Here is a 25,621-nt window from a genome sequence, read left to right on the forward strand (position 1 = left end):
CTCTTTTAGTATTATCTTGGTGTACCACCTCCCTGTGTACCACCGCCTTGTTGGCCACCACCTTGTCCATCACTCTTCACATCATCATTATTTACCGAGCGAGCTTTTTTCTTAGGAGCATCAACAGTCATTTTACCAAGTTTGTAGCTGAATGTTAAACGTACACCTCTGTTGTACATATAAATATTACTTACCTGATTAAACTGTGCCGATTTCAATTCTGAACTGATGTTGAATCGTTTGTTAAAGAAGTTTTCTCCGGCAAGACCTATGCTACCTTTTTTGTTTTTAAAGTCTTTCTTGATACCTACAGTATAGAAGGCAAATCCGCCCTGATTACCTTGTAGCTGTACCTGATTTCCTTGCATAAAACCGAAGGCCTGCGCTCCCCAACCGTTTTTGAATGTAGCCTGTGAAAACAAGCCGCCACTTACGTTAAAGCCCGAATTGGTTAGGCTTTGTGTAACATTATCTATTCCTAACACCTGTCCGGTTAAGGTTGTATGAAGAATATTGGCAAATATACCTATATTCATCTTCGAGGTTACTGCCACGTTAGCAAAAATATTAGTACCATACGAATGCTGACGACCAATGTTCTTAAAGGTAGTAATGATTGCACCTTCAAGGGTATCAGACGGAATACGTACCTGCGAAATGGCATTGTTGGTAATACGTCCGAAGAATGAAGCATTGATAAAAGTTTTCTTGATGTTTTTGCTCAAGGTCAACTCAAAGTTATCAGTTATCTCAGGTTTCAGACTTGGGTCTCCAATGGTGATATTCTGTGGGTTAGCAGAGTTAAAGTTAGGATTCAACTGTTGTAAACCCGGACGTTGGATACGTTTGTTATAAGCCAACTTTACGGTTGTACCTTTAATGGTTTTTGAAGCATTGATACTCGGTACTAATATTCCGTAATCGCCTACTCCAATCGGCCCTCCTTCTTTTGTGCTGGCATCAATAAATGTGTGTTCGTAACGCAAACCCCCTTTTATTGTATAACGTTTCTTGGTAGTATAAGTATAAGAGCTATAAGCCGCCGCAATATTCTGATGGTAAGTCAGTTCACCTTGTGGCTGATTGATTTCAGTAGAGAAGTTACCGGTTGGCCCTGCAAACAGGAATTTATAATCGCTGGTTACCTCACGGAAGATGCCCTTACCACCAAACTCTAACATCTGGTTTTTCTTGATGGGCGTCTGATAATCACTCTGGAATGTAAACTCCTGATTAAGGTTTGTATTGATATTACGCTGACGGCCCGATGTTTGGCCTTCAGGGTTCATCAGGTTTGCATCAAAATTATTAGTCAGGTCATTACGGCTATACAAAGTTGAGATACTCCATTCTTGCTGAGGTTTTTTGTAGGTGTGCAGATAATCCAGATTCACGTCAACAGTTCCTGAAAGGTTGTCGGCATCTACATATCTTCTTGAACTGGCATCTGAGTTGAGAATACCATCATTATATATTTTTGTAACAAGGTCTTGCTGGTTAGAAAAGTTACGTACACCATAACGCACACCTGCTGTTAAGCTCTGGTTTTTGGCTAAATCGTAGTCAAAACCTAAGTTATATTGTCCGAATAAGCCGTGGCTCGAACCATCACCTGTTTGTTTGGTTAAAGTTGAAACACCATTCACAATACTTGTCTGGTCAAGTGAGGTTTTGGTAATAGTATTGTAAATACTACGTCCGAAACCGCCCAAGGTTACGCCACCTTTACCTTTTCTGTAACTGCCATTTAAACCTAACATTGACCCTCTGTTACCTAAACCACCATCAATATTCAGACTTAACCCTTGCAGATTATTCTTTTTAGTAATGATATTGATGATACCACCCGAACCTTCAGCATCATATTTTGCTGATGGGCTGGTAATTACCTCAACGGTTTTTATCTGGTCGGCCGGAATCTGTTTCAAGGCATCAGCTACACTGCTGGCAATAATAGTACTTGGTTTATTATTAATTAAAACTCTTATATTCTGGCTACCTCTTAAAGATACGTTACCGTCAAGGTCAACAGTCAATAAAGGTACTTTACGCAATACATCTGCGGCATCGCCACCTTTGGCTGTAATATCTTTTTCGGCATTATAAACCAGACGGTCAACTTTTTCTTCAATCAATGCCGCTTGTCCGGTTACTGTTACCTCATTCAGCAGTTTGGCACTGCTGGTAATAACCACATTGCCTAAGTCTAATTCCTGACCTTTTGCCAGAGTAACATCTATCGACTTTGTATTATATCCAATAAAAGTAACTTGTAATTTAAACGTGCCTGCGGCTACTTTGCTCATAGTAAATTTACCTTTTTCATCGGCCATTGTGCCATCAACCGGCTTACTTGTGGTTTTGTCAAGCAAGGCAATACTGGCAAATTCAACAGTTTTATTGGTTGTTGAATCGACGATTGTTCCTGTAATTTTACTATTTCCTTTGGGAGTCTGGTCCTGCAAGGTCTTTGGAGCAGTACTACCCCCCATCGGGAACTGCGCCATAGCAGGAGTTAATGAAGTAAAAATAGAAGCAATAAAAATAATACTTAGTGTAACTTTTTTCATGATTTAGTTTTTTAACGATACAAATTTGCGTCAGAAAACTAACTCCTGAAACGGAAAAAGGATAAGTGTAAGATTTAGGCTGATGAACATAGGATATTACCCGATGAATGTTTTATCAGCTATGCTAATGGCAACACAAGCATAACTGCCTGTTTTTCATGTACTTTTCAGGTATATAACTATTTCGATATTTATTAGAATAATACAAATAGGGGTTTATTTAGGGCCAATAACAGTAAAATGCCAGGTACCTGATACACTAATTGCACTGCTGCTTACATTGGTAAACCTGATACTACAAGAAGTAGCAGTAACATTATAAGGAATAGTCAGGATTTTATCCCAACCACCCGTGCCGTTCTCTACCTGTGCAACTGATACCGTGGGTATGCCTGAAAAAGCCTCGTAGGAAAGTGTACTTATGATACTTGCGTTTGCAGCTAAAGAGAATGAGTAGCCCTCGGTTTCGTGTAAAATAATAAAAGGAGAGGCGGTATTATTCAACACAATGGTATGCGCATCTACCGTCAGTTCGCCTGAAATATCGGCATTTCCATATAGGAATGAGTTACCGCCTACACTTAAAGTACCGTTTACGCCAGCACCACCTGAAATAAAGGCATTACCGTCTGCATAAATATTACCGCTACTATTGATACTGAATACATTGCTGTTAGCCGAATTTCTGAAAATGAAACTTTCATTCGCCTGAAAATTCCTGAACTTCATGCCATCTGTATCGTGTAAGATTTCTCCATAACCTGTATCATTCCCGTTCTCCATTCTGAGATGTTGTCCCCAGCCGCCATTGCCATCAGCTTTAATGTGTAGCCGGGCAATGGTTTGTGCATACGTAAGCTGACCGATTGACAATCTGGTGCCAACATTGGCTCTGGTCTGAAAAACTCCAGAAAAACCGGTATCAGAATAACCATAGATACCAACACCTGATGAACTGATTCCGGCAACTCCCATGTTAGTATTACTTTTTCCGTAAACGCCATAAGAGCCTTCACTAATTGCATTTATTGCCCTGTTGTTTACACTTTCAACATTTAATGCCCATCCGGTGCTTGTATTTTTTATATCCATCGTACGCCCTGAGCCATTATTAGTTAACGCAAACAGACTTGTGGGAGAAGTAGAGCTACCACTTCCACTATAAGGCAAAGAGAAACTGCCTCCACCGCCACCACCTGTCATATCTACCCATGCAGTACCATTGCAGAAATACATTTTTCCATTGGTCGTGTTGAACACTTGTGTGCCTCTGACTGATGAATTGCAAGTACTTAAAGCCGAAACATTGCCTATTTTGGTGGCGTTGGGCAAAAGTGTGGTAGATTGGGCAAAAGTTTTACTGCCTGTCAGAAGTAGAAAAATAAAGAAATATCTCATAGCTAAAAATTGTGTCTGATGAACTCATAAATGTAGATAATGCCTATGGAATGGGCAATCACGGTTTGCCGTGATTTTTGAGAAAGAAACTGCTAAATCTGGGAGTTTTAATGGGCCTGAAAATTTTTTTAAAAAAATATAAATATTTTAAATCCAACTTTAAAGAACCTTCGTATATACAGATATAAAAAAATCGTAAGATAAAATCCTACGATTTTCTGAGTTTAATATAACTTTTGCTTGTCAATCTACATGCCCTAGATCGACAACAAATTTTACAAATTTTCTTCGTAAAAACCAATAAAAGTTCATGCAAAACGAAGTTAATAGACATTTTAGGATAAAAAACCCTTTAAATAAGGGCTTTTTGTGTTAAAAAGATGTTTTCATTAATGATTTGTTCCTGATTGGAAAACTTCTGTGTTTTTAATGCAAGCCCTTTTTTTGGGGTAAAAAATCACACAGAAACTGCTTTCATTGTCATGGCATATCTTTTTTGTAATTATGTAAAAAAGATAATGTTATGGCACATCAAAGATTTCAACATTGCATAGACGAATGTATCTCCTGCGCAATTGCCTGTAGCCACTGCGCTACAGAATGTCTCAAAGAAGCTCAGGTGAAAGACTTGGCACACTGTATTCAGCTTGATTTAGAGTGTGCGGTTATTTGTCGTTCAGCCGCTGACCTCATGAGCTTGGGAAGCGAGTATAGTTATTATCATTGCACGAGTTGTATTGAAGTTTGTAATGCTTGTGCAAAAGAGTGCGAAAAACATGCCAGTATGGGTATGGAACATTGCAGAGTTTGTGCAGAGGCTTGCCGTAAATGTGCAGCCGCTTGTGAAGAAATGGTATCTGTGGTATAAAATTGAGTGGTTAGCTTGCTCTTTTCAATAAAAAAAATTAAAGACTTGTTACCTTGACTTATCAAACCCGTCTAATGATTAAGATTAGTTATTAATCTTCAATTACAGTACACAGGTTGGGTCAAATTCGTACTGATAATTGTTTATCTAATGGCAAAAACCGTCAAACTGCAAAATAATGAATGACTTATTCTTAAAGTTGTAAGGCATTCATTATTTTTTGCTTCTCCTTTTCGTATTACTTCCGCTTGAAAGCAATTTGTCAAGAAAAAACAATATCTCTCTTCTGCTCACCGTTAGTAAGAACTTAAGTCAGGAAAATAAAATATAAAACTTCATCAGTAGAAACAGTTTTTGCTGAAAACTCGTGTCTACGAATTAGCGTATGAAACTAATTGCTAACATTCCTTTGGAGCAAATTCTCTTCCTTCAGGCCGACATCAATTATACCCAGATTTTCTTAAGCTGTGGCCGGACGCTGATTTCAGGATTTAATTTAAAAAAGTACGAAAACTTTTTCGAGCAGGAAAATTTTCTGAGAGTAAACAGAAGTTATCTCATTAATCGGGATTGTATTCAGTATTATGACTCTTCAAATGCCAATTTGCATCTTAAAAACGGAATAGTAATTGACGTACCTCGTCGCCGTCGTGAACTGATTGAGCGCTTGGTAGTTTAAAATTTTTATTGCCTCTTCAATTAAGCATTGCTTGCTTGTTTACTTTCAAGTATTGAGAAACCAATCACCAAACTTTGCTGGTTGAGAAAAACTTTGCCGTAAAATAACTATTAGGGAGTTATATACGTGTGGCGTCCAACTTCAACAATTAAAGGTCAGTCAGAAGCATAAAATCAATGACTGATGAGATATATTTTTTACCTGTTAATCATCGCATTTATGACAGGTGCCTGTGGGCAGGAACAGGATTTGGTTCCTAATCATGCTCCCGGCAGTTTTGAAGTAGGCACTTTTTTACAAAGTGACGGGAAAACTGTTTTTTTAAGATGGACACCTGCACAAGACCCTCATAATGATGAAATAAGCTATACCGTAGCTTATCGGGGAAAGAATATAAAGGGTATTAAAGAAACCCAATACGTATTAAATAATCTACCCTTTGGCAGTGATATTGAAGGGAGCATTACCGCCGAAGATGGAAAGGGAGGCCAGACAACAGTAAAATTTATTATTCAAACAGCCTCAAGCCATGTAGCTATTCCTGATTCGGCTTTTGAAAACGAGCTAATCAGACAGAAAATAGATGACAAGAAAGATGGACTGCTGGCAAGAAGTGCGGCATTGCGTGTAACGGAACTGATTATAGCGGGTAAAGGAATTAATAACCTCGTAGGCATTAGTGCTTTCTCAAACCTAAGCTTTCTTGATTGTCAGGGGAATCGTCTGACACAGCTTTATCTGAATTACAATACCCAATTAAAATACCTCGACTGCCATAGTAATGAAATTAATGAATTGGAGATAAGAGACTGTGTGGCATTAGAAGAATTATACTGCCAGATGAACAACTTAAATAGTTTAAATATTTTAAGCAACAAGGCTCTGAAAAAACTCTGGTGTTTCTCTAATACTTTAACGTCATTGATTACAGATAACAATCCCGACCTTGAAACACTAAGTGCTTCTTTTAATAAACTGACTATTATAGATATGAGTCAGAACAGAAAGTTAACAGAACTATCCTGTTCGTTTAATAATATATGGAAATTAGACCTCAGCAGAAATGAATTGCTACAATACCTGTACTGTTCGGATAATGTACTGACTAATCTGGACATAAGTAAGAATACGATGCTTTATTCGCTCTTTTGTCAGTCTAATACGCTATCAACATTAGATATAAGCCGCAATGCCGAACTGGTTCATCTGCAATGTTTCAACAATCGTTTAGAAAGCCTGGATGTAAGCAAAAATGCTAAACTTTTGCATCTGTATTGTCAGGCGAATAACCTTACTTATTTAGGAGTAGGCAAAAACAAAGACCTATTTTACCTGAATTGTTCGGCTAATCGGTTAGAGAACTTAAACATTAGTCAGAATCTTAAATTAGTCTATCTGTTATGCTATAAAAACAGAATTTCTACCATCTGTATTAATGATTACGCTCGAATTCCGGCTTCCGGTTGGGAAAAAGACAAATGGGTGAGGTATGAGGTTTGTGAGTATTAGATGTCTGGTTTCAGCTATCACATCTAAATTTCTTTGATAGCAGTCAGTTAGGGTGTATTGACTGCTATCAATACCTATCATTTAAGCTATCCTCTTATTTTTTTTCAGCAGGCGTAACAATCAGATTTGTGAACGTACCAAGCGTCATTGGTCCTGTCCATAACCCGATTTTACCTGCTGAATTGGCTGCCAGACTTTCTACCACCAGACAAGGTTCTTTGGCCTCATTAACAAATGCTTTTATCAGAGGTTTTTCAATGACGATTCTGACATGAAACCAACCATCAGGGTCGGGTACGGGATTTACTTTATTTTCGTATTTGCCCGGCGAATCCTCACGTAGTTTAGACCAGGGATGAGCAGGCAGACTGCCATACTGTACAGCCCGTTTCCGACGGGCAGTATCCGGATTCATAAAGTTAAACGGGCGGAAGTAAATATGCTCGTAGGTTTTATCATCCTGAATATTAAATGCAATACCGATAAAACTCTGCTGTAAAATATTCTGTCCTTTCAAATTACATTCAATACTACCATTGTTCATCTGAAAATCGTTGAATACCATCATGCCATCTGAATCGTTTTTGCCAAGCACAATGGTATCTTTCCACACAGGCATGAGCCGATTATATACCGACCACCTGGCACCCTCTTTCAGGTCTATTTTTTGTGGTTTGCTTTGACCAAAAGCATTACTTACTACAGTAAGGAGCAGGAGTATTAATATTTTTTTCATAGTTATTGAGGAATTCATGTGAGAATAATGTGTTGCCAGGAATTGCATTAGATTGATTTTTTTTGGCAAATTTGTAGGAAAGAAAAAGCTAATACTTGACCAAAGATGTACCAAAACAGGTTCATGTTTGTGCAAACCTAAATTTTGAATCATTACATGGAGTATTCAGAAGCAGAAAATATAGAAAAATGCAAAAAAGCCATTGAAGACAAGCTGAACTGGGGGAGTAGTGCCTTGTGGCTGAATTACGATTTTGAAAGGCTGAACGAACAGATATTTGCCGAGACAAACGTACAGATAAGTGTTTCTACTCTTAAAAGAATATTCGGCAAAGCCAGCTACCACAGTTCTCCGTCTTTGACTACACTCAATACATTAGCCCAGTTTATCGGGTTTACCAACTGGAGAGGATTTACCAAGAGTATTGTGCCGCAACCAACAGTCTCCGATGCTCCGGTATCACCTGTGATTGCGCCTGAACCTGTTGTGGTTACTAAAAACCAACGGAGGTATTTTATTTATGGTATTATCAGTACACTGGCTATTATCAGTCTGATTGCTTTTATGGTACAGAAAGAAGAACCACTATTAGATAGTTCTAAATTTGCTTTTAAAGCTAATAAAATTGTGACTGAAGGCGTGCCCAATTCGGTGATTTTTACCTATGATGCTACGGCTACCAATATCAACGATTCGGTATTTATTGTACAGACATGGGATATGAAGCGCAGGAAAAAAGTAGATAGAAATGCACATAACCATTCGGCTATTTATTATTACCCGGGTTTTTTCAGAACAAAGCTGATAGTAAATAAGCAGATAGTAAAAGAGCATGATTTACAGATTAAAACCGCTAACTGGCTGGCTTTGGTAGAGTCAAAGAAAGAAGCCCAGATGCCCTTGTATTTTGCTAAACCGGAGGTACTGAAAGGAGATGAAATAAGCATAGACAGAGACTTGCTGAAAAAGTATAACCTATCGCTCCAGCCCGAAGCACCTAAAATCAGGTTTTTTAACCAGACTGATTTAGGCGAGTTAATGAACGATAATTTTACGTTTGAAACATTCCTGAAAAATGATTTTTCAGATGGCACAGGTGCCTGCCAGAAAGTACAGGTGCTGATTCAGTGTAAAGATGATATTATTATTATACCCCTATGTGCCAAAGCCTGTGTAGGTAATATTAATTTAGTTGCCTGTGGCACGGTTTTAACAAGTGCGGATGCCGATTTATCAGGCTTTGGTTGTGATTTAAACCAGTGGACGAAACTAAGAGTTGAAACCCGTAACAAGCAAATGACCTTTTTTGTGAATGATAAGAAAGCGCATACGCTCACATTTGACCATAACTCAACCGGAATTGTGGGTTTACAGTATCGCTTTGAAGGTACAGGTGCTGTAAAAGACACATGGATTGAAGGCGCAGGAGGGAAGCATGAGTTTGTGATGAAGTAAATTTATAATAGTGTATATCAACCAATTCAAATTAAGTTTATAAGATGATTTACATTACCCAACTAATTTTTGTAAAAGAAGGCAAAGAAGCCGTTTTTCATGAGTTTGAAGACCATGTTTTGCCCTTAATAGAGAAATTCAACGGCAAATTACTTTATAGAGTAAGACCTGACGACTCCGCTTATATAGTAGCAGAAGGTGAAAAACCTTATGAAATACATTTTGTAACCTTTGAGTCAGAAAGTGATTTACAGGCTTATATGAAAGATGATGGGCGTTTGAAATTTATTCACCTGAAAAATGAATCAGTTCAGTCAATGCTTTTGGTAAAGGGAGATAAGATGTAATGGACATGGCGAAAAAGAAAGTATTGGGTATCTTAGGAAGCACCAAAGCCCACTCAAGTAATGAGCGGCTATTGAAAAAGATAGGAGAAGTCATGCAAGAGCACATCGACCTCACTATTTTTAATCAGATAGCAGACCAGCCACATTTTAATCCTGACTTAGATAATGCAGAGGTAGCACCTGTGGTAACAGATTTCAGACAACAAATTGCCGAAGCTGACGGGGTAATCATTTGTACGCCCGAATATGTTTTCAGTATTCCGGGAAGTTTGAAGAATGCTTTAGAGTGGACAGTTTCAACAGTGGTATTTACTGATAAACCTCTGGGTATTATTACAGCGTCGGCATCAGGTGAAAAAGGGCATGAGCAGTTGCAATTAATTATGCGAACTTTAGGGGTAGATTTTACGGAAGATACTTTGTTACTGATTAGCGGTATTAAAGGAAAGGTTAATAATGAGGGTGAAATCGTCCATGCAGAAACCTTGCATCAGGTAAAGCAGTTTTCGGAAGCGTTTGTAGCATATATTTCCTGAACTTAATTCTCTTACGCATGAGCAAACAAGCAGATGTTTATAATCTTCCTGATGATATTTTCTCTGATAAATCATTCTTATCAGACCCTATTATCATGTATGACTATGAAGCAAAAATGGGTACTTTTAAAGGGAGAAGTATTTTACACAGAAATGCTATAAGTCTTGTAATCAGTGGAGAGAAAACAATACATTTTGCTGAAAAATTAGTGAACATATACGAAAATGAATTTCATTTTCTGTCTTCAGGTAATTGCCTTGCCTCAATGGATTTATCGAAACAGGCAGTTTTCAGAAGTATCTTAATCTTTTTTAATGATGAGGTACTTACCGAATTTTATGTAAAATATGCCAAATTAATCAACCCACTGCGCAACTCAGCCATTCGCCTTATATTTCTTTGGTAAAAGATGATTTTGTATATCATTATATAGATTCGCTGAAACTGATGCTGAAAAATCAGAGGCCGGTTTCAGAAGCTATGAAACTCTTGAAATTTGAAGAACTGATGTTGTATCTTCTGGAAAAATACCCGCAGATTATCCTGTCTTTTCAGCCTGAACGCAAAACTAATTTTGACGATATAGCCCTGAAAAAGATAGTAGAAATTAATCTGATGAATAACCTGACTCTGGAAGAATTAGCTTTTTTATGTAATACCAGTTTATCAACCTTTAAACGACGTTTTATGAAACTATATGGTATGCCGCCTAATAAATGGATATTACAACGTCGGATGGAAAAAGCCGCTCATTTACTCAAAAATTATCATATACGCACCAGTGAAGTATTTTATCAGGTAGGGTATGAAAATCACTCAAGTTTCTCGCAATCTTTTAAACACACCTTTGGCAAAACACCTAAAGAATATCAGACACAGTTATTGAACGCTTAAGAACGTTTTATGAACTAACAGCCTTAAAACTCTGAATGTGTGTGCTATAATTTTGCAGCACATTTAATAATCAGAGAATATGCAATCAATAATTGAACAAAACAAAGCCGTTGTTCTACGTTTCAATAAAGAATTTATTGAACAAGGAAACATGGAAACTTTCAAGGAATTAGTAGCTGATAATGTTATTAATCATTCGGCCCCTGCAGGGACACCTAACGGCCCTGAAAGCATGATTTATTTTTTACAGAATATTTTAAGAACGGGTTTCCCTGACCTGAAGGTTGAAATATTGGAACAGGTGGCAGAAAGAGATTTAGTAACTACCCGTAAGCAAATCAAGGCAACCCACACCGGAGAAATCATGGGGATTGCGGCTTCAGGTAAAACAGTAGCAATTAATATCATTGACATTATCAGGCTACGAAATGGAAAGTATGCGGAGCATTGGGGTGCAAGCAATTTTTCGGAAATAATAGACCAGATTGAGCAGGTTGAGTAAAAGATAAACATGAGCCACTTCAGAATGCAGGATGGCTCATGTTTAAGACCTTTTCAGAGGAGGTATAAATTATAGATTACTTAATCTGTGGGCTTTCAAACCCTAATTTTTTAAGCCCCTCTTGAATCTCAGGGATACCCATAAACAATTTCCAGAATAAACCGCTTCTGTGATTCTCAATCATTACCACAATTGGCCCCTGGTCAATAGCGAGGTAAGATTCCGCAACCCAGTTTTTCGATTCATTCATGGCGTCTTTAAAACCATATTCTCCCCATAGTTTATCACCTTTCTCTTCATAGAAATAGCGCAAAGCCGCCATTGATTCTTTAGGTGTATAAGGAAATGCCGATAAAGCGGCAGTAGGGGTAATAACCCCTAAATCGTTGTCGGGTGCATGGGCGTTATAGCCCTCATGGTTATCGCTGGCTGTTAATCCCCAGCAATTAGCGCCATATCCTTTAAACTTATTCGGATTAGCCACGCAGTGCTTATAGTTAATCAATGTATGATTCAGATTCTGTTGCCAGTAGTCGGCATATTGGTCTTTTAAACCCCGAGGGTCAAGACCCAGAAAAGAATATTGAGAAAAGAACAAAGGCCCACCATAATCAAAACCTAAAGGGAGTTTTACGCCATAAAACTCTTTGCCGTTTTTAAAGTGGTCGCTTTGCGCCCAGCATTTAATATAGTGTTCACGTGTGATAGGATAACGCTTAGAGGATGCTCCTAAAATATAGGTAATGAGGGTTTCGTTCCAGCCACGCAGTTCAAAATTCATCGCCCAGCCATTATTGGGGCTCCAATGCCAGTACAACTGGTTGACCGACTCTCTGGTAAACCAGTCAAATTCTAATTCGTCCCATAGCCAGGTGGTTTTCTGACGTATGTCTCTTTCGGTGTTAGTATCTTTGGTAAAGTATTGTCGGGCACACAGAAGACCCTGCAAAAGATAAGCGGTTTCTACTAAATCGGCTCCATCGTCTTTTCTCCCAAACGGAATGGTTTTGCCTGTTTCGCCGTCCATCCAGTGAGCAAAGGCACCATGATAACTCTGTGCTTTGAAAAGGAAATTGACAATTTTCCTGATTCTTTCGGCACCTTCTTCCCGTTTTATCCAGCCACGTTCTACGCCTGCAATAATAGCCATTACACCAAATCCGGTGCCGCCAATGGTACAGGTTTCGTGTCCATAACCAAAATTGGTATTGCTGCGCTCACGGGCAAGTCCGCTGGTTGGGTGTCCGAAATCCCAGAAATAACGTAAGGTTTGTTTTTGTACGAGGTCTAACAAGGCCTCATCAGAGAGTTTTTCAGTAGTTTTGTTGCTTTTCTGCCCATAAACCATAAAAGACACGCACCATAAGCAGAAAATGAGAATTTTAGTTTTCATACATAATCAAGGTTGAAAGTAAAACACACGCCGGTTTTAAAAACAGGGTTAAAAAAACAAATTTTGAGCGTAGGAAGCAAGAAAATATCCGCTTAGTTCTCAAAGCAATATTTGTACAATTGTCATTTTTTAAACAAAAATCAGCGGTTTATACTGTCAGAGCTGATTGCTCATCTACTTCTTTTTTCTGGAGCGAATTACATTTAATCGTTCTATCAATAGCTTACGCCCGCCTTCAATCAAGGGTAATTCGTGGGGCCCAACAAATATTTGGTTGTTTTCAATCTTATTGAGATGTTCTAAATTAATAGCCAAGGAGCGAGAGAGTTTGAAGAAATTATCAGGCAGAAAAGTGAGCAAATGACCGAATCCAACAGTAAAAACATTGGGGTTCTGGACATGATATTTTTTATCAGGGTAAATGCGTTGAAACTCTTCCTGAGTCAGAAAAAATTCGGTATAAACCTTATCAGCATTGATATAGAAAATATTCTTGTAATTGATACGCACTAATTTGTTTTGGCCATCGGGTACATAAATATGGTCGGGCATAGAAACTATTTCGGGCATATTCCCCTGATAAAAGTTATGTATCGCCAACTCAATCTGCATCGTCAATTCACTGGGTCTGAATGGTTTATGAAGATAGGCTAATGGATTTGTTTTTTTTGCCTTTTTAAAAGTTTCAGATTCTGTAAAGGCTGTCAGATAAATAAAAGGTATCGATTTGATCCGCAGCAATTCTTTAGCTGTTTCAATGCCGTCCGGTTGGCTGCCTCCAAAGTCAATATCAATTAATGCGAGGTCAGGGAGTTCTTTTTTCATTACCTGAATAGCCGATGAATAATCATGTGCCTTGCCACACACTACAAATCCTGCCTTCGTGAGATTTTCCTCAATCGTAAACTGGGTAAGTGGGTCGTCTTCCACAATCATAATGCGTAATATCTGATTCATGCGTTATGGTAGGTCATGTTTTTTGTTGTTCTACTGCTTTGTTTCTGGAAACTTAAAGAAAAGGAAGTACCGCCTTTTTCAAAATCGGCCTTGCCCTTTAATTTTTCAGCAAATAGCTGAATCAGTTTCAGACCAAAGGTCTTTTTCTCGCCAGCGTGTTCAAATCCCGGGCCATTATCAGTAACCCGAAGTAGTATCTGCTTATCTTTTTCATAACACTGAATGGTTAACTGAGGATTGAGTTCATTCGGGAAAGCATATTTACAGGCGTTGGTAACTAACTCATTGATAATGAGTCCCATGGGTAAAGCCTGCTCAACATGTAGCCAGCTACTATCTATCTCGTAATTTACAGAGACATCATGGTAGTCATAACTTCTCAAAACTCCTTTTACTAATTCAGAAATAAAAGCAGGGAGATCAATTTCAATGAGGCGGGCACCATCATAAAGCCGATGATGCACAATAGAAACAGCTTCAATCCTGAGTAAAGCTTCCAAAAGTGCTTTTTTAGCGGTTTCGTCGTCTATACGAGATGATTGAAGACTAAGCAGATTGATAACCTGTTGCAGGTTATTTTTCACCCGATGGTTTTGCTCAGAGACCAAAGCTGCATTTTGGTTGCTGAGGGTTCTGTATTTTCTGAAAAACCAGAAGAAGATGATGCTTGTAAACAAAGTAAAAATTCCAATTGCTATAGCGATTTTAGTGAATTTCTCATGCTCTTTGAGTTGCGCCTCTTTCTTTTGGGTATCATATTCTATTTTAAGGCGGGAAACCGCTCCATCACGGTCGGCATTTAAGGAGAAAAGATTCAGTTCATGGTATTGTTCATAATATTTAAGGGCTTCTTTATAGTTATGAGTTTTCTTATTTAGCTCTAAGTATAATTTAAATAGTGTAATTTTATATTCATAGCTCCCAAGATTAGCAGTATCAACTATATAAGAGGCTATATCTATCCATTTTTTAGCTTCATTAAAATTACGTATAGATAAATAGATTTCTCCCAAAGATGTAGAGTTAACAAATAAGTTATGAGAAGATTTTTGTTTAATAAAAACGCTATGTATTTTTTTATGATACTTGATAGTGGAAGTATAGTCATTTTGCAAATGAACACGGTTCCTATTATAAATTACATTACCATGATAATTGATTTTCTTACCTATCTTATCAGCTTGTTTACGATAATATATAGCACTATCTAAAGAAAATTTACTATACTTCTGAGGCTGTTTTAGCTTTGCTTCACTTCCCCAAATATGAATACCTGCTAACATAGTATAAGAACCCATGAGGCGTTCGTAAGCACCAACGTTACGAAAATTGATTGCTGACTTCTGAATAACTTGCATGGCCTCATCGTATTGTTTATTTTGTATAAAAAAATGAGCCATGAAACCATATACTTTTCCAAGACTTTCAGAATAGCCTAAAGGTTCTAAAATTCGTAGCGACCTTGTAAACCATTTTTCGGCAGTATAGAAATCTCCTATGCTAAGGTATCTTTTCCCCAATCTATAACAAACATCAGCTACCTCTAAGGAATCTCCTTTTAAAATAGTTTCCTCATATTCTTTTTTAGTTTTTTCAAGTCTGATATAATCATTTGCTCCCGGCAACTGAGATTTTTTAATATTTTCCTGCGCCTTTAAAAAAAGACTATGAAACGATAAAACAATGAATGTAAATAAAAAATACAGGTAGAGTTTTAAGCGCATTTAAATCAGGCAAATGTTGTGAGTACTATGACGGAATTAACAAATTTTGGTAAAATTCATGACTTTAAAAGTTAAAACTCTGTATTTTTTTTTATCGGTATATACGTTGTTTTTGTTAGTCAGTTTTCGTCAGCTATAATAGGGTTTTTGTTTACATTTTTCCGGTGTTGAGCAGTAAGTAGATTTAAGATTTCAGCAAATACTTTCTTTTGAAGTTGCATTCAAAACATTTTTGCTGAGGCTTTATAGCATAGCTTCAAAATAGTCTCAATTACTACTTTCATTTAAAAACACCCTTAATCATGTATCCCATGAAAAAAAATCTTTACTTTCTTATTTGTATGATGCTTATTTCAACTGCTGCTTTTTCTCAGGCAGTAGTAAGAATCACAGCAGGCACAAATTTGCAGACAGCCATAGACAATGCCGTTGCCGGAACAGCCTTTTTAATTGAACCCGGTGGATACGGAGATATTACGGTTAGTAAAAGAGTAGCATTAATAGGGCCGGGGTATTTTAAAAACTTAGGCACAGCGACGATTCTTAACCTTAATTTAGCAAGTGGTTCGGAAAATTCTATTGTAACAGGTATGAGCATTAGTCAAAACCTTAATATAGGAGCCAGTGGTGTAACTATTCAACGCAACCTTGCTAATATCATATCCATTGGATTCAATCCTACAATAGGGGGTGTTTATGTAGCAGGAGTAACTATAAAACAAAATTTTGTCCAAAGTTATATTGCTTTTTCTGAGAGTACTTCTAATGCTTATATTGGTAATAATATTGTTGTTGGTTATATAGGTATCAGTTCATATTATAATACAGGGCAAATCATTAATAATACGATTATAGATGATTTAGGATATCAACCTTATTCTTCCAGCTATCAAGTATTTTTTATTAATAATATTGTTGTAACAACGGATACTGGAAATATTGGAACTAATTCCAATTTTACAAACAATGTTATAACAGACGGGCATTTTGCAACCACTGATGCATCAAATAAAAAAATAACAGATTGGAGTACTGTTTTTGTGGGTTATCCAAGCAATAATGGCTATACTAATGAGAGTCGTTATATGCTATTAAATACTTCTCCTGCCAAAGGAGCAGGTAGCGATGGTACTGATTGTGGAGCTTTTGGTGGAAGCGATCCTTATGTATTACAAGGTTTTCCGGTTGGGCCTAATATTTATCAGCTTTCAGCACCATCGGGTGCAGCCGCAGGGCAGACTTTTCAGGTGCAAATAAAAGCCAAAGTTCAAAACTGACAGGTCTATGAAAAAAAGCGCAATCATATTTTTGTTGATTTGTAGTAGGATATGTTCGGGACAAAATTTCAGTAATTTTGAATATTTTTTCACTACAGACCCTGGAGCAGGCAATGGCACTGCTATAACGGGCTACCCTAATGGGAATAATATTACTTTTAACGCTAATATTACAGTTCCTGCCAATCTTACACCTGGCTTTCATTTTTTATGTGTCAGAGCCGGAACTCCCTCGGGGTCAAATGCTTTATTAAATCGCTGGTCGGTTGCGGCGAGCGTACCCATGATTATCAACGGAGGAGCTACAAGTACAGGCGATGGTTCAGTCATTACAAACGTAGAATACTTTTTTGATAATGACCCGGGGGTTGGTTTGGCTACTAGGGTAGCTTTTGTCAACAATGGTAATGACACGGCTACACCTACTTTTTCAGCTAATGGGATTACGCCCGGCTTTCATCTGATGGGTGTTAGGGTAGGAACTGGAGCAGGAGGATGGTCTGTTACTGAATGTAGGCCAGTTATTGTTTTCCCAAGTGTAAATACTGCTTCTGGTTCCCAGAATCAGATTACCCGCATAGAGTATTTCTGGGGGAATGACCCGGGCTTTGGTGCAGGTACCAATGTAGATGTAACCCTTACCAATGAAGCAGTTATAATACCCATTACAGTTCCAAGTAATCTGGCTCCCGGTTATTATTTATTAGGTGTAAGAGCCAGAACGGGTGTGGCAGGATGGTCAAATACTCATGTTCAGCCATTTGTGGTATGGTCGCCTACAGTTAATCCCGGTGGACAAACAGGGGGACAGATTGTAAAGTTAGAATATTATATTGATGCTGACCCCGGTCAGGGCAATGGTATTAACCTTACCTATACGCCAAATCCGGGGAAAGATATTACATCAATGTCTAATCTGGATATTGGTGCTTTGCCTGTAGGGAATCATGTATTTTATGTTCGTGCTTTAGATTCCTATGGACAATGGTCGGCACCTCGTGCAACAACATTTAGTATAACATGTAATAATGGCGTAAAATTATTCACGGCTCAGTCAGGCAGTTGGAATGATTTAAGTACCTGGGCTTGTGGGCGTATCCCTTTACCGACAGAAGATGTTTATATAAAATCTGCGCATAAAATTACAATCAATTTAGGTCAGACAGGTCAATGTAAAACAATAGACAGTGGCTCGGGGGCGGTATTGGATGTAAAAGCGGGAGCTATTTTAAAAGTAAATTAATGTTATTTATAGTTTATCAGTGCATTCAGAATACTTTGAGTGCACTGATTTGGTTTTATAGCTGTTTTAATGTAACTCATATCAGGTGATACGCCAATAATTCCCCCAAAATCTGCAATTCCCTGAGAGAAATGAATATCTTTACGAAAAAGATAAGCTTATGACCGCTAAAGATATTCTCTTACACCTGCGTATTCCGTTTTCTTTTTTTCTGATGCCTGTTTACTGGTTTGCCATCAGTCAGGCAAGTATCGTTGACAAAACCAAGGCTATATGGGTGTTTGTTATTCTGCATCTACTTATTTATACAGCCAGTAACGCCTATAATAGTTATTTTGATAAAGATGAGGGAAGCATTGGCGGTTTGGAAAAACCTCCTGCGGTAGATGATAAACTCTTCTGGGTGGCCTGGATAATTGATACCATTGCCATTATTTTAGGCTTTCTGTTGGTGAACCCACTTTTTGCCTTATTGATTTTTATTTATAGCATGGTATCAAAAGCGTATAGCGATGATAAAGTACGTTTGAAAAAATATGCTGTTGTCAGTTGGTTTATTGTGGGCTTGTTTCAAGGGGCATTTACTTATTATACTATTATATTAGCTGTGAGTAATAATGATGAACTTCTACAGCCGCATTTATTGCCTGCCATTATCAGCACATTGATGTTATGGGCAATTTATCCTATCACACAGGTCTATCAGCATGAGGAAGACCGTAAGCGAGGAGACCAAACCATGAGTATGCTGCTGGGTATCAGAGGTACTTTTGTTTTTACGGCTGTGGTTTTTACTGTAGCATTCAGCTTGTTCTTCCTTTATTTTCCTGAATCAGACTTTATCGTATTGCTCTTGTTTAATCTACCAACCCTGGCTTATTTCAGTTGGTGGTTTTTACAGGTATTAAAAGATAGTGGACAAGCTGATTTTCGCCATGTGATGTGGTTAAATCTCTTAGCTTCTTTTTGTTTGAATGGGTTTTATATCTGGTTGTATATGAGATGAGTTGATAGCAATTCTCAAAAACAAAAACACCTACCTCGAAACCGAAGCAGGTGCTTTTTATATAGACTAATAAGCTAAATCTTATTATTTCGATTTTGCAATTACACCGTCTGCAATGTTTTGAGGAACAATCTCATAGTGAGAGAACGTCAAGTTTGCAGTGGCACGACCTGATGACATCGTACGAAGATCAGTTACATAACCGAATAATTCAGAAAGAGGTACATCAGCTTTGATTACTTGCGAACCAGCTTTTGTATCCATGCCTTTCATCATACCACGACGACGGTTTAAGTCACCAGTGATAGGTCCTGTATATTCGTCAGGAGTAACAACCTCTACTGCCATGATTGGTTCTAATAATTTAGGACCAGCCTGGCGAGCAGCTTCTTTGAAACCTAAACGACCTGCCATTTCAAAAGAAAGTGAGTCAGAATCCACATCATGGTAAGAACCGTGGAACAAACGAACTTTCATTGAGTCAACCGGGAAACCGGCTAACGGGCCATTTACCATCGCTTGCTCGAATCCTTTTTGTACTGAAGGGATAAACTCTTTTGGAATGATACCACCTACAATATTATTAACGAATTCTAAACCTTGTTTACCATCTTCACGTGGTCCGATTTCGAATACGATATCAGCAAATTTACCACGACCACCCGATTGTTTCTTGTAAACCTCACGGTGTTCGATAGATTTAGTGATAGTTTCTTTGTAAGCTACCTGTGGTGCACCCTGGTTTACTTCTACTTTGAACTCACGACGCATACGGTCGATGATAATTTCAAGGTGAAGCTCACCCATACCACGGATGATAGTCTGACCTGTTTCTTCGTTTGATTCAACTTGTAAAGTTGGGTCTTCTTCAATCAATTTAGTGATTGCTTTAGAGAAGTTATCCTGATCAGCTGTTTTCTTAGGTTCAATCGCATACCCGATAACCGGATCAGGGAATACCATTGATTCAAGCACGATAGGGTTTTTCTCATCAGAAAGGGTATCACCTGTTTTGATGTCTTTGAAACCTACTACCGCACCAATATCACCGGCACCTAAACGCTCAATAGAGTTTTGTTTGTTGGCGTGCATCTGGAAGATACGAGAGATACGCTCTTTGTTGCCAGAACGGTTGTTCAATACATAAGAACCGGCATCCAGACCACCAGAATAAGCACGGATGAAACACAAACGGCCTACGTAAGGGTCAGTAGCAATTTTAAACGCAAGGGCAGCAAATGGATCGCTTTCCGAAGGTTTACGTACTACTTCTGCACCTGTGTTAGGGTCTGTACCTTTAATGGCTTCTTTATCTAAAGGTGAAGGTAACAATGCCATCACGTAGTCAAGCATGGTTTGTACACCTTTATTTTTGAATGAAGAACCGCAAAGCATCGGAACGATTTTCATGCTGATAACCGCCTGACGAAGTGCTGCCAGAATTTCATCTTCAGTAATTGAATTCGGATCTTCGAAGTATTTCTCCATCAAAGTATCGTCAAACTCAGCTACTGCTTCTAATAATTTTTCACGGTATTCGGTAGCCTCATCCATCATATCGTCAGGAATTGGTACTTCAGTGAAAGTCATACCTTTATCTTGCTCGTTCCAAACGATACCACGGAAGTTAACCAGGTCAACTACACCTTTGAAATTATCTTCAGCACCGATGGGTAATTGAAGAGGTACGGCATAGCTACCCAACATTTCCTTCACTTGTTTACATACGTTAAGGAAGTCGGCACCTGAACGGTCCATTTTATTAACGAAGCCCAAACGAGCTACGTTATAGTTGTTAGCCAAACGCCAGTTAGTTTCTGATTGTGGCTCAACACCATCAACCGCACTAAATAAGAATACTAACCCGTCTAATACACGTAATGAACGGTTTACCTCAACGGTAAAGTCAACGTGACCAGGGGTATCAATGATATTGATGTGATATTTTTGGTCTCTGTAATTCCAGCCTACAGTAGTTGCAGCTGAAGTGATGGTGATACCTCTTTCCTGCTCTTGTTCCATCCAGTCCATCGTAGCAGCTCCATCGTGTACCTCACCGATTTTGTGGCTCACGCCAGCATAATAAAGGATACGCTCAGTGGTAGTTGTTTTACCTGCGTCAATGTGGGCAGCAATACCGATGTTTCTTGTAAATTTTAAATCGCGTGCCATTTTTTTATATTTTTATCAAAATGTTTTTAAGGGTCTGATAATCAGACAATTTTGTTTAGAAACTTTTATCCAAGCTAAATTTAGGATTCCATTTCGGGGTGCAAAATTACGAAGACTTTTTGATATAATCAAAAACGTTTAAGTTTTTATGTATAAATCTTAGAGGTATAGAGAAACCCTTTATTTTGGTTTATATATTATAATTTTTCAAATTGTCAAAATTTGTAGAGTTTTATTATTTTACTCATCGTATGCCTGAATATATTCTATATCTGTGAAATACAAAAAAGTATAGGAAATGCTCTCCCAACTTTTCAACTCAATTTTATCAAAATTTCTACTTAAATTTTTTGCTCCTCCAGTAGTAATATTTGATTCTTATAAACGTATAGTGATTATATACAAACCTTTATGAAGCCGCTAACACAAACCATCTGAAAAACGAACACAACCCAACTTATGAGAAATCTATTGCCTATTTTCTTTGCCATTACTATTGCGTTTACAGCGTTTTCACAAAACAAAAGTATATTTCCGGATACAGCCATGCGGGAGATTGAGAAAGGTAAGTATCCTAACATCGACGGCATTGTTATTTCTCAGCATAATAAAATCATTTATCAACATTATTTTAATGGGCTAACAGAAAATTCTGTACACGATGTCCGTTCTGCATTCAAGTCTATTACTAGTCTGCTGATGGGTATTGCTATTGATAAAGGGTATATCAAAAATGTCAACGAAAAAGTGTATTCATTTTTCCCGCAATATCGTTCATTCAAAAATTTAGAACACAACAAATTGGACATGACCATAAAAGATTTGCTGGAAATGAAAGGCGGCTTTGACTGTGAAGAATGGAATAGCACCAAAGATTGTGAAGATGAGATGGAACAAAGCAAAGACTGGCTTAAATTTTCGTTAGACCTACCTATGGCTCATAAACCCGGCACTCACTGGGATTACAATTCATCGGCCCCAATGGTAATTGGTGGCATTATTGAATCGGCAACCAAAATGCCCCTGGCTACATTTGCCGCCACTTTTTTGTTTAAGCCTTTAGGCATAACAAATTACCGATGGACAAAAGACCCTGTTGGCCACTTCATGACGGCAGGCTCTTTTTATATGAAACCCATTGACATGGAAAAAATCGGACAATTAGTTTTAAAAAAAGGAATGTGGTACAATAAGCCAATTATCTCGAAGAAATGGATTGAGGAATCAACAAAGCCAATTACTAAAATTGAAGACTTTTCGAATGTGCAGATTTCAAAAACAAAAAATGTTTCTCCCCAACCCACTTACTATGGGTATTATTGGTATAATGAAAAAATGGTTACTGAACAATTCAGTTATCATGTGGTTTTTTCTTCAGGAAACGGTGGACAATATTTTATGATTATTCCAGACCTGGACTTGGTCGTAGCGTTTACGGGCAATAGTTTTGGTTCATGGAAATCAAAGTTGCCTTTCGAAATCTTAATCAAAAATATATTGCCGTTTGTAAAGAAGAGATAAGTGGTGAAGGCTCTTTACTTGACAAAAGAAGTGGGAAGACAACCTCCCCACTCTTTTTAATCAGCTTATCAAAACTATAAACCACATTTTTAGCCACAGCAGTATTTCAGTAGTTATTTTAAAAATTAAAGTTGTGTGAAATCTGGCATAAAGTAATCTACTGCCTTATGCCATGCGTTAAGAACAAACCTCTTTATCACAGTCTTATTATCTCTCAATCAGTACTCTTGTGGTTGAAATTTCCTGTTCGGTCAGGCTTCTTTCGTTTTTATAAACAACACGGGCAACATAAGCTCCTGGCGGAAGGTCTTTTACATCAATACTTATCATCCCGTCATTGAGCTTAGTAAATCTTTCCTGAAAAACCCTGCCTGAATAATCATATAGTTGAACACTTGTTATCTGTTGAAATCCATTTTGGCTGAACCATTTTTCGTCATTGGTACGCTCAAAAGAATTTCCGGTTGAATCCTTTGAAGCCACTAATTCAGCCACTAATATCAATTCTCCATTTTGTACAGCATTGCCATGAACAGTTATTTTACTTGCGTATTTTTTGAGAGGTTGAGGCTTCTCAAAGTCGCAGTACAGAGAAACACCTCCAGTTCCCATTGTTTTGCGTGTAGAGGCATAGCCTGCCACTACAATTTCTGAAAATCCCATCACTGCTGGGGTCAATTCTGTTTTTATAAATTTTGTTTCACCTGATATTTTTCTTGTCTCAAATTCATAGCCAATAAAACTGAAAATCAGCGTGTCGTTATCAGATACTGAAATTCTGTAATTACCTATGCTGTCTGTTACAGTACCCCTTTTTGTGCCTTTAACACTAATCGAGACCCCCTGTAATGCTTCTTTCCCTTCTGCATCTATTACCTGCCCCGATAATACCCTTTTTTGCCCGATTCCTTCTTCAATATAAAGTAAAGTCAATACTGCGGCAGCCATATTGCGAACTACTTTCATGTGCCGAATCAGGGGTAAACTGATGGCTTGTTTCTGTTGGGTAATAACAGCTACCGGAATCTCATACTGCACCTGATCATTTTGTATGTTCCATGTCGGAAACCATTCCTCAATGACATAGTTTTTCCTTAACTGATCTTCTCTGAAACGACCACAAAGATTTTGAGCGGAGTTCAGACGGTCTTTGAAAAAGGCCACTAACTGGCTTTCAGACATTTTACTGAAATCTATTACATTTTTCTGGCAAGAACCACAGAAACCTCCGGTGGTTGTGGGCTTAAAAGACTCCCATTGTTCTTGACAGGGATTCTCGGTATTTAGTTGGAAAGATTGTTTCATAGGTACAAAAAATTAGGTTTTTGCCCTATTGATGCAGTAATTGAATTTTTTCCATAAAAGATTCCTGATTTTTTTGCAGAAAAGAATAAAATACTCAAATTCGGGTCAAGTCCTCAATCTTCAACCTCTATGCAAATCTACGATACCATCATTGTCGGAGCTGGCTATGCCGGACTCACCGCTACCCGTGAACTACTCAAAGCAGGTAAAAAAGTAATTCTGTTAGAAGCCCGAAACAGGGTAGGAGGGCGGGTGCATACACAATATTTTGAAGATGGTACTTACGTAGATTTAGGAGCGGCATGGGTAGGACCCACCCAAGACAGGATGTATGCCTTAGCTAAAGAGTTTGGGGTACAGACTTTCAGGACTTATGATGAGGGAAAAAGCACTTTGCTTTATAACAATAAACTAAAGCATTATAAAGGTATTATTCCGCCTTTGCCAATACCTTCTTTATTGAGTCTGGATATGGCCATTAAACGGCTGAATAAACTCTCTAAAACAGTTGATTTACAGGATCCCTGGAATACGCCTGCTGCTGCTTACTATGATTCGATGACGTTGGCAAGCTGGATGGATAAACAAATGTCGTTTAAAACGGCGAAGGTCATGTTCAAATTAGCGGCAGAAGCTATCTGGGCAGCAGACCCTAACGAAATTTCGATGTTGCATGCCTTGTTCTATACCAAATCATGTGTGGATTTAGATATGTTGATGAATGTAAAAAACGGAGCGCAGGAAGAAAGATTAGTAGGTGGGGCTTCTCAACCTGCTTTAAGATTAGCCGAAACTTTTAAAGAATATATCCGACTGAATAGTATTGTGCAGACCATCAGTCAGCAAGACAATCAGGTAACTGTAAAGGGTGATGGGTTTGAACTGACGGCTAAAAAAGTAATTGTAGCATTGCCCCCAACACTTGCAGGCCGTATCCATTACTCACCACTCATGCCTGCTAACCGGGAACAACTCACTCAGCGTATGCCAATGGGTACGGTCTGGAAAACCTATGCCATTTACGACAAACCATTCTGGCGTGAAGCCGGATTAAACGGGCTATCGGCCACTAATAATGGCTATGTAACGGTTACTTTCGATAATTCGCCTAAAGACGGAAGCAAAGGTATTATGATGGGGTTTGTATTAGGGAGTCAGGCCAAGGCGTTTGCCCAACTTTCGCCGGAAGTACGCAAAGCCTCTGCTTTAGATACGTTTGCTAAATTTTATGGAGAAAAGGCACGTAATCCTGTTCAATACCTCGACCATAGCTGGGTAGAAGAAGAGTTTACCCGTGGCTGCTATGCCGGATTGATGCCGCCGGGCGTATGGACAACAGTAGGCAAGGCACTTCGTGAACCTGTAGGGAATATTCATTGGGCAGGTACTGAAACTTCTGAGGTCTGGAATGGCTACATGGAAGGTGCTGTTCTTTCGGGTGAAAGAGTGGCGAGGGAAGTAATAAATACTTGATAGCTCTTAAAATCAAAAACCTTGATACGTATTTGCATCAAGGTTTTGTAAAAAT

Annotated in this window: 21 protein-coding genes and 1 pseudogene; 14 read left to right on the plus strand and 8 right to left on the minus strand. The window is 38.3% G+C overall.

The features are described 5' to 3' along the window. Nucleotides 1–11: 11 nt before the first annotated feature. Together EWM59_RS01805 and EWM59_RS01810 are read right to left on the minus strand one after the other, a co-directional pair. On the minus strand, nt 12–2,570 hold the full coding sequence (locus EWM59_RS01805; RefSeq protein WP_130019230.1) for a TonB-dependent receptor: 2,559 nt from the start codon (nt 2,568–2,570) through the stop codon (nt 12–14). 216 nt (nt 2,571–2,786) lie between these two features. Then, nucleotides 2,787–3,968: a hypothetical protein gene (locus EWM59_RS01810; protein WP_130019231.1), complete on the minus strand. Its 1,182-nt coding sequence runs from the start codon at nt 3,966–3,968 to the stop codon at nt 2,787–2,789. Nucleotides 3,969–4,491: 523 nt separating this feature from the next. On the opposite strand from EWM59_RS01810, the gene EWM59_RS01815 reads away from it, so the two are divergent. The 3 genes from EWM59_RS01815 (at nt 4,492) to EWM59_RS01825 (ending at nt 7,024) form a co-directional block, all read left to right on the plus strand. Beyond that, a complete protein-coding gene (locus EWM59_RS01815; protein ID WP_130019232.1) occupies nt 4,492–4,836 on the plus strand; it encodes a four-helix bundle copper-binding protein in 345 nt (114 codons plus the stop codon). A 385-nt stretch (nt 4,837–5,221) separates the two neighbouring features. Continuing rightward, nucleotides 5,222–5,515, plus strand: coding sequence for a LytTR family DNA-binding domain-containing protein (locus EWM59_RS01820; protein ID WP_130019233.1), 294 nt, complete (start codon nt 5,222–5,224; stop codon nt 5,513–5,515). Nucleotides 5,516–5,698: 183 nt separating this feature from the next. Further along, nucleotides 5,699–7,024 carry a fibronectin type III domain-containing protein gene (locus EWM59_RS01825; protein ID WP_130019234.1) on the plus strand — a complete coding sequence of 442 codons (1,326 nt, stop codon included), beginning with the start codon at nt 5,699–5,701 and terminating at the stop codon, nt 7,022–7,024. 94 nt (nt 7,025–7,118) lie between these two features. Here EWM59_RS01825 and EWM59_RS01830 read toward each other — a convergent pair whose 3' ends face one another. Continuing rightward, nucleotides 7,119–7,760, minus strand: coding sequence for a hypothetical protein (locus EWM59_RS01830; RefSeq protein WP_130019235.1), 642 nt, complete (start codon nt 7,758–7,760; stop codon nt 7,119–7,121). Between the two features lie 156 nt (nt 7,761–7,916). Between EWM59_RS01830 and EWM59_RS01835 the strand changes: the two genes are divergently transcribed. From EWM59_RS01835 to EWM59_RS01860, 6 genes and pseudogenes are all read left to right on the plus strand, one after another. Beyond that, nucleotides 7,917–9,215 (plus strand): hypothetical protein, encoded by a 1,299-nt coding sequence (locus EWM59_RS01835; protein WP_130019236.1) that lies wholly within the window; start codon nt 7,917–7,919, stop codon nt 9,213–9,215. Nucleotides 9,216–9,259: 44 nt separating this feature from the next. After that, nucleotides 9,260–9,562, plus strand: coding sequence for a DUF1330 domain-containing protein (locus EWM59_RS01840; protein WP_130019237.1), 303 nt, complete (start codon nt 9,260–9,262; stop codon nt 9,560–9,562). 5 nt (nt 9,563–9,567) lie between these two features. Next, entirely contained in the window at nt 9,568–10,098 is a 531-nt protein-coding gene (locus EWM59_RS01845) for an NADPH-dependent FMN reductase (protein ID WP_130019238.1), read from the plus strand. A gap of 116 nt (nt 10,099–10,214) precedes the next feature. Next, nucleotides 10,215–10,567 (plus strand): annotated as a pseudogene (locus EWM59_RS01850) (hypothetical protein); the annotation flags it as partial. 147 nt (nt 10,568–10,714) lie between these two features. Further along, entirely contained in the window at nt 10,715–10,993 is a 279-nt protein-coding gene (locus EWM59_RS28750; RefSeq protein ID WP_374755933.1) for a helix-turn-helix domain-containing protein, read from the plus strand. Between the two features lie 79 nt (nt 10,994–11,072). Continuing rightward, complete coding sequence (locus EWM59_RS01860) at nt 11,073–11,495, plus strand: ester cyclase (protein WP_130019241.1); 423 nt, start codon at nt 11,073–11,075, stop codon at nt 11,493–11,495. A 76-nt stretch (nt 11,496–11,571) separates the two neighbouring features. Here the strand turns inward: EWM59_RS01860 and EWM59_RS01865 are convergent, their stop codons facing one another. The 3 genes from EWM59_RS01865 to EWM59_RS01875 form a co-directional block, all read right to left on the minus strand. Next, nucleotides 11,572–12,888 (minus strand): glucoamylase family protein, encoded by a 1,317-nt coding sequence (locus EWM59_RS01865; RefSeq protein WP_130019242.1) that lies wholly within the window; start codon nt 12,886–12,888, stop codon nt 11,572–11,574. Between the two features lie 174 nt (nt 12,889–13,062). Then, the gene (locus tag EWM59_RS01870) at nt 13,063–13,845 is read right to left on the minus strand and encodes a response regulator (RefSeq protein ID WP_130019243.1); all 783 of its coding nucleotides are present in this window, start codon (nt 13,843–13,845) and stop codon (nt 13,063–13,065) included. Beyond that, the gene (locus tag EWM59_RS01875; protein ID WP_130019244.1) at nt 13,842–15,569 is read right to left on the minus strand and encodes a tetratricopeptide repeat-containing sensor histidine kinase; all 1,728 of its coding nucleotides are present in this window, start codon (nt 15,567–15,569) and stop codon (nt 13,842–13,844) included. The genes EWM59_RS01870 and EWM59_RS01875 overlap by 4 nt, the downstream gene beginning before the upstream one ends. A gap of 311 nt (nt 15,570–15,880) precedes the next feature. Between EWM59_RS01875 and EWM59_RS01880 the strand changes: the two genes are divergently transcribed. The 3 genes from EWM59_RS01880 to EWM59_RS01890 all read left to right on the plus strand — a co-directional run bounded on the left by EWM59_RS01880 (nt 15,881) and on the right by EWM59_RS01890 (nt 19,095). Beyond that, entirely contained in the window at nt 15,881–16,846 is a 966-nt protein-coding gene (locus EWM59_RS01880; protein ID WP_130019245.1) for a right-handed parallel beta-helix repeat-containing protein, read from the plus strand. A gap of 7 nt (nt 16,847–16,853) precedes the next feature. Continuing rightward, complete coding sequence (locus tag EWM59_RS01885; RefSeq protein WP_130019246.1) at nt 16,854–18,089, plus strand: hypothetical protein; 1,236 nt, start codon at nt 16,854–16,856, stop codon at nt 18,087–18,089. A gap of 160 nt (nt 18,090–18,249) precedes the next feature. Continuing rightward, the gene (locus EWM59_RS01890) at nt 18,250–19,095 is read left to right on the plus strand and encodes a UbiA family prenyltransferase (RefSeq protein WP_130019247.1); all 846 of its coding nucleotides are present in this window, start codon (nt 18,250–18,252) and stop codon (nt 19,093–19,095) included. Nucleotides 19,096–19,179: 84 nt separating this feature from the next. Here the strand turns inward: EWM59_RS01890 and fusA are convergent, their stop codons facing one another. Beyond that, nucleotides 19,180–21,267 (minus strand): elongation factor G, encoded by a 2,088-nt coding sequence (gene fusA, locus EWM59_RS01895; protein ID WP_130019248.1) that lies wholly within the window; start codon nt 21,265–21,267, stop codon nt 19,180–19,182. Between the two features lie 459 nt (nt 21,268–21,726). On the opposite strand from fusA, the gene EWM59_RS01900 reads away from it, so the two are divergent. Continuing rightward, nucleotides 21,727–22,788, plus strand: a complete 1,062-nt coding sequence (locus EWM59_RS01900; protein WP_130019249.1) for a serine hydrolase domain-containing protein — start codon at nt 21,727–21,729, stop codon at nt 22,786–22,788. 207 nt (nt 22,789–22,995) lie between these two features. Here the strand turns inward: EWM59_RS01900 and EWM59_RS01905 are convergent, their stop codons facing one another. Beyond that, the gene (locus EWM59_RS01905; protein WP_130019250.1) at nt 22,996–24,093 is read right to left on the minus strand and encodes a T9SS type A sorting domain-containing protein; all 1,098 of its coding nucleotides are present in this window, start codon (nt 24,091–24,093) and stop codon (nt 22,996–22,998) included. Between the two features lie 129 nt (nt 24,094–24,222). Here EWM59_RS01905 and EWM59_RS01910 point away from each other — a divergent pair, with 129 nt between their 5' ends. Next, nucleotides 24,223–25,566 carry a flavin monoamine oxidase family protein gene (locus EWM59_RS01910; RefSeq protein ID WP_130019251.1) on the plus strand — a complete coding sequence of 448 codons (1,344 nt, stop codon included), beginning with the start codon at nt 24,223–24,225 and terminating at the stop codon, nt 25,564–25,566. Nucleotides 25,567–25,621: the final 55 nt, after the last annotated feature.

Source organism: Emticicia agri, from assembly GCF_004168285.1.
In the GTDB taxonomy this organism is placed as follows: Bacteria; Bacteroidota; Bacteroidia; order Cytophagales; family Spirosomataceae; genus Emticicia; species Emticicia agri.